At 75.1% G+C, this 8,684-nt stretch carries 5 protein-coding genes; 4 read left to right on the top strand and 1 reads right to left on the bottom strand.

Going from position 1 to position 8,684, the window contains the following annotated elements; translation table 11 throughout:
* Window positions 1–1,069, bottom strand: a 1,069-nt coding sequence (locus tag ABT137_RS49320; RefSeq protein ID WP_351720262.1) for a DMT family transporter, incomplete at its 3' end; no start/stop codon positions are given.
* Between the two features lie 47 nt (window positions 1,070–1,116).
* Here ABT137_RS49320 and pdxR point away from each other — a divergent pair.
* From pdxR to ABT137_RS49300, 4 genes are all read left to right on the top strand, one after another.
* Window positions 1,117–2,547 carry a MocR-like pyridoxine biosynthesis transcription factor PdxR gene (pdxR, locus tag ABT137_RS49315; protein ID WP_351720259.1) on the top strand — a complete coding sequence of 477 codons (1,431 nt, stop codon included), beginning with the start codon at window positions 1,117–1,119 and terminating at the stop codon, window positions 2,545–2,547.
* A gap of 189 nt (window positions 2,548–2,736) precedes the next feature.
* On the top strand, window positions 2,737–4,317 hold the full coding sequence (locus ABT137_RS49310; protein WP_351720256.1) for an alkaline phosphatase D family protein: 1,581 nt from the start codon (window positions 2,737–2,739) through the stop codon (window positions 4,315–4,317).
* Window positions 4,318–4,469: 152 nt separating this feature from the next.
* Complete coding sequence (locus ABT137_RS49305; protein WP_351720254.1) at window positions 4,470–5,915, top strand: SWIM zinc finger family protein; 1,446 nt, start codon at window positions 4,470–4,472, stop codon at window positions 5,913–5,915.
* Window positions 5,912–8,611 (top strand): DUF7824 domain-containing protein, encoded by a 2,700-nt coding sequence (locus tag ABT137_RS49300; protein ID WP_351720252.1) that lies wholly within the window; start codon window positions 5,912–5,914, stop codon window positions 8,609–8,611. Before ABT137_RS49305 ends, ABT137_RS49300 begins: the two co-directional genes overlap by 4 nt.
* The last annotated feature ends 73 nt before the right edge of the window (window positions 8,612–8,684 follow it).

Here is an 8,684-nt window from a genome sequence, read left to right as displayed (position 1 = left end):
GGTGGGCCGCCGGCACGCCACGGTGCGGTGCCGGGCCGGCCGGTGTCCGGCGGCCGCCGAGGCGAGTCAGAGCCCTGGCCACCGACGACCGGTCCCCGGCGCGGCGGGCCGGAGCACGGCCGCGTGTCGGCCGGAAGCCGTCGCCGGAGGACGTTCCCCCGCGGGGCTGCGGGGTGGTCGTCGCCGACCGGAGGCCGAGCCGTGGCAGCGCGCCGGAGCCCAGGGCGACCCCGGCACCCACCAGGGCAACGCCGACGGCCTGCGCGGGGCCGTAGGAGCCCGTTCCGACGAGCGGGGCGGTGCAGACGGCGGTCAGCGGGACGAGGCCGGTGAACAGGGTCGCGCGCTCCGTGCCGATCCGCTGCACGCCCATGTACCAGCACACGAACCCGATGACGGTGACGACGGCCGCCTGCCACAGCAGCGCGGCCGTCTCCGCGGCGCCGGGCCGGCGCAGCCACGCCCCGCCGTCGAGCACGGCCCCGGTCACCGCCGCCTCGGCCGCGGCGAGTCCGCACACGGCGGCGGTCAGCAGCCGTGGGCCGAGCGCGTGCAGCGCCGGTCCCGCGAGCACCGCGAACCCGACCTCACCGGCCAGCGCGCACACCGAGAAGGCGAGACCGCTCGCGTCCGTCCGCCCCCAGCCCTGGACCGCGAAGGCGCCGACCGCGACCAGCAACGCCCCGTGCAGCACCTGGCGTTGGGGCCGACGGCCGGCGAGGAGCGGGACCAGGACCGCGACCACCACCGGTGCGCAGCCGACGAACACACCCGGGACCGCCGGTTCCGCGGTGCGCTCGGCCGCGAGGATGGCGAGGTTGAAGCCGACCATCCCGACGGCGGCGAGCAGGGCCAGCCGCAGCCACGCGCGCGCCCCGAGCCCGCGCAGCCGCTCGGCCGCGCCCCGCCCGACGACCGGCACGAGCAGCAGGCAGGCCAGCCCGTAGCGGAGGAACTGGCCGCCCGCGTAGGGATAGTGGCCCAGCACGCTGTTGGCGGTGAAGGAGGCACCGACGAGCACGTAGGCGAGCGCGGTCAGCAGGGAGCCGCGCGTGGTGGTCGCGTTCATGAGGACGACGCTAGGAACCCGGGCGGCCCGGATTAAGGTCCACTTCCATGACGTCATCGGGGACCAATCCGGGCGACCTGCCGGGCTCCGCCGCGTGGGAGCTGCTGCTGCCGGCCGCCTCCGCGCCGGCGCGCGCGCGTGGCCGTTTCGTGCAGGCGGCGCTGCGGGAGGCGATCCGAGCGGGGCGGCTCGCGCCCGGCACCCGGCTGCCGTCGAGCCGGGAGCTGGCCAAGGACCTCGGGGTGTCGCGGGGGCTGGTCACGGAGGCGTACGAGCAGCTGGTGGCGGAGGGCTACCTGCGCAGCGGCCGGGGGGCGGGGACCTGGGTGGGCGGTGCCGTGCGGGCGGCGGCGCCACGCGCGCGTGACCTCGCGCCGCGGCCGCACGGCGTGCGGGTGGACTTCGTGCCGGGGTCGCCCGACCTGTCGCTGTTCCCGCGCGCCGCCTGGGCCACCGCCCAGCGCGAGGTGCTGGCGGAGCTGCCGCACCACGACCTCGGCTATCCGGACCCGCGCGGACTGCCCCGGCTGCGCTCGGCCCTCGCCGAACTGCTGGCCCGGCGGCGGGGCGTGGTCGCCGACCCGGAGCGGATCGTGGTCGTCTCCGGAGTGGCGCAGGCGGCGACGCTGCTCGGTTCCGTGCTGCACGCGCGCGGGGTGCGCGAGATCGGCGTGGAGGACCCCGGCAGCCCGCAGCACGACGCCCTGTACGCGGCGGCCGGGCTGCGCGCCGTACCGCTGCCCCTGGACGGCGAGGGCCTGGCGCCGGGCCCGCTGCACGCGTCGGGCGTCCGCGCGGCGGTGACGACGCCCGCCCACCAGTACCCGACCGGGATCGCCTGCTCCCCCGGGCGCCGCGCCCGGCTGCTGGACTGGGCCCGCTCGGTGGACGGGCTGCTGCTGGAGGACGACTACGACGGCGACTTCCGTTACGACCGGGCCCCGGTCGGCGCCCTCCAGGGCCTCGACCCGGAACGCGTGGCGTACACGGGGTCGGTCAGCAAGTCCCTCGCCCCCGGACTGCGGCTGGGCTGGCTGCTGGTACCGGAGTTCCTTGCGGACGCCGTCGTCGAGCGGAAGCGGACCATGGACCTGGGTCATCCTTCCGTCGACCAGGCGGTGTTCGCCCGGTTCCTGGAGCGCGGCGACTACGACCGGCAGCTGCGCCGCTGCCAGCGCGCCTACCGCGAGCGGCGGGACGTCCTGGTCGCCGCCCTGGCCGAGCACTTCCCGCACGCGCGCGTGTCGGGGATCGCGGCAGGGCTGCACGCCATCGCCGAACTGCCCGACCGGTACGGGCCGGAGAGCCGTTTCGTGCGGCGGGCGGCGGCGGCCGGAGTCGCCGTGCGTCCGCTGAGCGCGTGCACACACGCGCGGGGCGACGAGTCCGGCGTACGGCTGGTGCTGGGGTACGCGCATCTGCCGGCGGCACGGATCCGGGAGGGCGTGCGGGTGCTGGCGGAGGCACTCGACGGGTGACCGCGTCACGACCGGCCCCGAAGCGACGACCCGGCGGCCGGACCGGAGCGACCACGACACGGCCGCCCTCCGGAGGGACAGCGCTTGCGGTGTCGGTCAGTTGTTCACTCGCGGTTTCCGTGTGCGCTGCGGCGCCCCAGTAGTTGTGGCTGTGCACCACTGGCCGGATCCCGTTCTGGAGGCCCTTCCATGTCCCTTTCGCTCCCTGGCCGCCGCAGTGTGCTGCGCGGCTCGCTCGCCGCGTCGGCGGCCCTGACCCTGCCCACGGCGCTCGGTTCCGCGCCGGCGTTCGCACTGTCCGGGCGTCCCCGGGCGGACTGGGGCGTACAGGCGGGCGACGTGACCGCCGACTCCGGCCTGGTGTGGGTCCGTTCGGACCGGCCGGCCCGGATGATCGTGGAGACCTCGGCCACCGAGTCGTTCCGCAACGCCCGCAGCTGGCGCGGCCCGCTGCTCGGCGCGGACAGTGACTTCACCGGCACCGCGCGGCTGCACGGGCTGCCGTCCGGCGAGCAGATCCACTACCGGGTGCGGCTCGCCGACCCCGACGACCCGCGCCGCACCGGCGAGCCGGTCACCGGCACCTTCCGCACCGCGTCCGCGCGCCGCCGTCAGGGCGTGAAGTTCCTGTGGTCCGGCGACCTGGCCGGGCAGGGCTGGGGCATCAACGAGTCCATCGGCGGCTACCGCATCTTCGACGCGATGGCGAAGCTGGACCCCGACTTCTTCCTCTGCAGCGGTGACAACATCTACGCCGACGGCGTGATCACGGCGACCCAGGCGCTGCCCGACGGCAGCCTGTACCGCAACGTCACCTCCGAGGCGAAGTCGCACGTCGCGGTCACGCTGGACGACTTCCGCGGCAACTTCCGCTACAACCTGCTGGACCAGGCGCTGCGCCGGTTCAACGCCCAGGTGCCGAACGTCATCCAGTGGGACGACCACGAGGTCCGCAACAACTGGTACCCGGGCGAGGTCATCGGCACCGGCACCGCCTACCCGGCCGGCACCAGGCTGGACGACATGGCGGTGCGCTCCCGGCAGGCGTTCTCCGAGTACTTCCCGATCTCCACGATCAGCGGCCGCCCGGACGGCCGGATCTACCGCGTCCACCACCACGGCCCGCTCCTCGACGTGTTCGTGCTGGACATGCGGACCTACCGCAACGCGAACTCTCCCGACGACCAGACCACCGACCCGCAGGGCATTCTCGGCGCCGAACAGCTGGCGTGGCTCAAGCGCGAGCTGTCCCGGTCGCGTGCGGTGTGGAAGGTGATCGCCGCGGACATGCCGATCGGCCTGGTCGTGCCCGACCCGGTCGAGGGCAAGGCGAACTTCGAGGCCGTCGCCCAGGGCGACCCGGGCGCGCCGCTCGGCCGTGAGCTGCAGATCGCGGAGCTGCTGCGGTACATCAAACACCGGAAGATCACCGGCACGGTGTGGCTGACGGCCGACGTCCACCACACCTCCGCCCAGCATTACGACCCGTCGCGGGCCGCGTTCAAGGACTTCGCGCCGTTCTGGGAGTTCGTCTCCGGCCCGCTGAACGCCGGTGCCTTCCCGGCCAACGCGCTGGACGGCACGTTCGGCCCCGACCGGGTGTTCGTCAAGGCGCCGACCGCCTCGAACGTGTCACCCGCCGAGGGCTACCAGTTCTTCGGCGAGGTCGACATCGACGGTGACAGCGGCGAGCTGACGGTGCGTCTGCGCGAGTACGACGGCACCGTGCTGTTCACGCAGACCCTGCAGCCGGGCCGGGTGGGCCAGTAACTCCCGTACGCTTTTCACAGGGCCGCGCACCGGCGTCATCCCCCGGTGCGCGGCCCTGCCGCATGCTCCGAACTCGCCCGCCCACAGAGCGTCTTCGGGCGCGTTTTCACAGGTCAGAGCGATTGTCAGTGGTCGCCTCTACGGTTTTTCCCATGACGCGATCTTCACAGGCCGTGGCCTATCGCCAACCCTCCGTGCTGCGCTCCGGCGCCGACGGCCGCCTTCTCGGTCTCGAGACCTCCCGGGGCGCGACACCCACCGGCGTCGAGGACCATCCGCGGTTCTTCGCGGGCTTCCTGACCTCCCCTCAGGTGGCCGCGGCCGGGCTGCTCGCGGTGGCCGACGTGGCGGCGGCGCGGTACTACCAGCCGCAGCTGCGCGCCTCGCTGGACCCGGTGGTGACCGGCAACGGCGACCGGCTGCGCTTCGAGTCCTTCTCCGGCTGCGGCGGGGTGTACGCCCGGCTGGACGTCCTCGCCCCGGGACTGGACGGCGGCGAGGTGGGCCAGGGCACGACGAACGTCGACGTCAACAACCCGCTGCGGGAGGCGCTCACCCGGCTCGGCTCGGACGATCCGCTGCATCTGCGGGTCGGCCCCGAGGAGTTGGCGGTCACCACGCTGGACGGCCCGGTGGTGGAGAAGAAGGTCCCGCTCCCGGACCGCTGGCTGCGCGGCTTCGCGGAGGCGCAGGTCACAGCCGCCGGCTTCGATCTGCGGGCCGAGCTGCCCGCGGACGAGGCGGTGCGGTTCCTGCGCTCGCTCCCCCGCGGCGGCACCGCACGCCGGGGTTCGGCCGGTCCCGGGTGGGTGGTGCCGCTGGGCCGGGGACTGCGGCCGACGACCCGGCCGGTGCCGGGCGCGGTGTGCCTGCCGGGACCGGAGCGGCTGGGCGCGCTGCAGCGGGTGCTGCGCCATGCGACGGCCCTGCGCGTCTACGGCCCGCAGGGCGCCCTCGCCGCCTCCGGTACGGCCGCCGCCTGGGAGGTCGTCCTGCCGGGCATGCGGCTCACCCTGACCCTGTCGCCGGACCCGGCACGGGGGTTCTCGGGTGAGGGCGGTGTGCTGGACGCGCTCGCCACCGGCGAGGCCGCCGAGGACGCGGAGCTGATCGCGGTCCTGCTGGCCTGGGAGCCCCGCGTCGACGTCGCCGACCTGGCCGCCTCCGCCGGGCTCTCCCCGGAGCGGGTCCGCGCGGCCCTGGTCCGCCTCGGCACCTCGGGACGCGTCGGCTACGACACGGCGGAGGCCGCCTACTTCCACCGCGAACTGCCCTACGACGCGGGGCGCGTGGAGCGGCACAACCCCCGGCTGCGGTCGGCCCGGGCGCTGGTGGCCGCGGGCGCGGTGGCCCTGGACGGCGAGCTGTCCACGGTGACGGCCGAGGACGGTCATGTGCACCGGGTGCGGGACGCGGCGGGGGTGCTGAGCTGCAGTTGCCTGTGGTGGGCGAAGTACCGGGGCGGGCGCGGTCCGTGCAAGCACGCGCTGGCGGTGCGGATGGTGCGGCGGGGGGCCGCGGTGGAGCGGGACGGGGAACGGAACATGGCTCAGAACATGACACAGGGCATGGCGGAGACCGGCGGGGGTGCGCGATGAGCGCGGTGCTGGAGGCGGTACGGGCGGGGCGCGCCGGGGAGACGGCACTCCTGGTGCGGAAGTTGACGGATGCCGAACGCCGCGCGCTGCTGCCCGAGTTGCAGGCCCTGCGCAAGGAGCTGCGGGCCGCGCCGTGGGAGAGCCGGTCCGAGCGCAGTTATCCGGCGCTCCAGGTGGCCGGCGCCATGTGCCACTCGGGGGCCGCGGCGGCCGCGACCTGGATCGCCGGGGCCGACATGCGCTGGCGGCAGGCACCGGTGGACCTGCTGCTGAAGGTGCTGGCGGACCGGGACACCGGCTGGCAGGCCGACGTGGCACGGCGGCTGGCCGCGCGGCCGGTCTCCGCGGACGTGCCGTTCCCGCTGATGGCGGGGCTGGTACGGCGTTCGGGATGCGAGGTTCCGGTGACGGACGCCTATGTGGTCGGCTGGGTCCGCCACATCGGCCACAGCTGGGGACGCGTCCCCCTCGTCGACCGGCTGCGCGCCGAGCCGGACCTCGCGCCGCTGGTGAACGGCCTGTTCGAGCTCTCCGATCTCGGCGAGGTCCGCTGGTTGTTCGGCGACGGCCCCGGTTCCTGGCAGAGCGCCCTCGCGGAGCTGACCGGCGCGGGCGTCCTGGAGCGCAAGGCCGTGGTCGACGCCTGTGTGGCCCGCCTGCTGCGCGGCGGCGGCCCCACCGACCACCGGATCTTCCTGCCGCTGCTGGGCCTGCTCGCCCTCACCCGGGACGAGGTGCGCGAGCGCGTCGCCGACTGGACGGCCCTGGCCCGGGACGCCGCCTCCCCGGTCGCCGCCCACGCCCAGTCGGTCCTCGGCTCCCTCGCGCTGGACGGCGACCTCACCGCGCGGCAACTCGCCGAGGCCTCCGAAGGGCTGCTGTTCCGCGCCGAGAAGAAGCTGGTGCGCGCCCAGCTGGTGCTGCTCGGCAAGGTACTCGCCCGCGACGCGTCCGCGGCGACGGAACTGCTGCCGTCGTCCGCGGCGACGGAACTGCTGCCGGCCGTGGCCCAGGCGTTCGGGCACGAGGACACCCAGGTGCAGGAGCGGGCGCTGAAGCTGGTGGAGCGGCACGCGAAGCGACTCGACGACGAGCCCGCGGTCCGGTCCGACATCGCCGTCGCGGCCGAGCAGTTGAGCCCGGCCCTGCGGGTGCGGGCGGCCGCCGTTCTGGGCATCGCGCCCGCGGCGGAGCCCGAGGCGTACGAGGAGGTGCTACCGCCGCCTCCGGAGCCGCTCCGGCTCCCGGCCGCGCCGGATTCCGCCGTGGAACTCGCCGAGGAGGTGTCGGCCCTGCTGGCGGCGGACGGGGACGCGGACGTGGCCGCGTTCGAGCGGGCGCTGGACGGTCTGGCCCGGCACGCCCACCGCGACCAGGACGCGCTGCGGGAGGCGCTCGAACCGGTGGCGGCCACCCGCTGGTGGTGGGAGCCCGAGTCGTACCGCCGGCAGCACTCCGAGGAGCGCTTCGGCCATACCCGGCGCGGCCTCCTCACCGCCGAGGGCGGCCTCGAACTCATCCTGGCCACGCTGTACGGGGCCGTGAGCACGGCCACCCTGCTCGCCGGGCTGCGGGACGGTCCGGCCGACCACGAGTGCGCGCGCCACGGGTTCTCCCGCGTCCTGGACGTCCGGCTGCGTGAACTGGCCCACCGGATACGCACGGACCCGCAGCCGCTGCTCCTGGCCACACCGTCGTGGGGCACGGGGCTCCTGGAGCCGGCCGAACTCGTCGACCGGCTCGACACCTACCGTCGCCTCGGCGCCCGGGTGGGCGAGGCCGACTTCGCCCAGGCCCTGTTGCGAGTCCGGCGCGAGGACCGTACGGCGGCCCTGACCGCCGCCGGACGCGCGCGTGAACTCGGCACGCCGGAGGGCGAGCGACTCGCCCGCCGGCTGTCCGCCGAGGCGCCCGCCCTGCCCGGCTACGACCGCCGGACATCGGGTCCGCGCATCCTGATCGAGTCGGGCGAGGTCCGAGAACTCCGGACGGACTTCCCCGAGGCGTTCCGGCAGCTGGGCCGGCCGTTCACGGCGTCCGACGCGGTCCGCTACTGCTACCACTGGGGCCAGGAGAACCACCGGCACTGGCTGGCCACGCTCCCGGAACTGCGCGAACTCGTCGCCGTGCGGCTGGTGCACGACCTCTCCGAGGCCACCCTGGACGACGGAAGGGGCATGGCCGCCGTCCTCCCGCTGCTCGCCGAGTCCGGCGGCCCGGCCGGCGAGAGCACGCACCTGTGCGTGGCGTACGGGCTGGGCGCCCGGCATCCGGAGGACCGGCTGGCCGCGGTGGACGCGCTGCTGGTGCTCGCCGCGCGCGGACAGCTCGACGCGGAGCGGCTGGGTGCCGACCTCGGCCAGTTGGTCCGGCGCGGTGCGGTGAAGCCGCTGCGGCTGGCCGAATCGGCCCGGACGGCGGCGGCCACAGGGGCGAACGCGACGATATGGGAGATGCTCCGGCACACCCTGCCCGTGCTGCTCGCCGACCTCGCGACCGCAGGGACCGCGGGCGCCTCGGGTGCGGCCCGTGGGCTCGGGGAGCTGCTCTCGGTCGCCGCCGACTGCGCCGAGCGGTCCGGGGCCCGGGGTGAGCTGCCGCATCTCTCCGGGGCGGCGGCCCGGCGCGGATCGTCCCGGCTGGTGGTCCAGGCCCGTCGGCTGCGGGACGCCCTGGCGGTGACGACGGCCGCCTGAACAGAGGCAGGAATCGGTCATTTCACAGACCTCGGCAACCGCAAAAACCATCACAAAAAGAACGTAAGCATGC

Source organism: Streptomyces sp. NPDC001980 (assembly GCF_040296885.1).
Lineage (GTDB): Bacteria > Actinomycetota > Actinomycetes > Streptomycetales > Streptomycetaceae > Streptomyces.
This window is presented reverse-complemented; position numbering and strand designations above follow the sequence as displayed.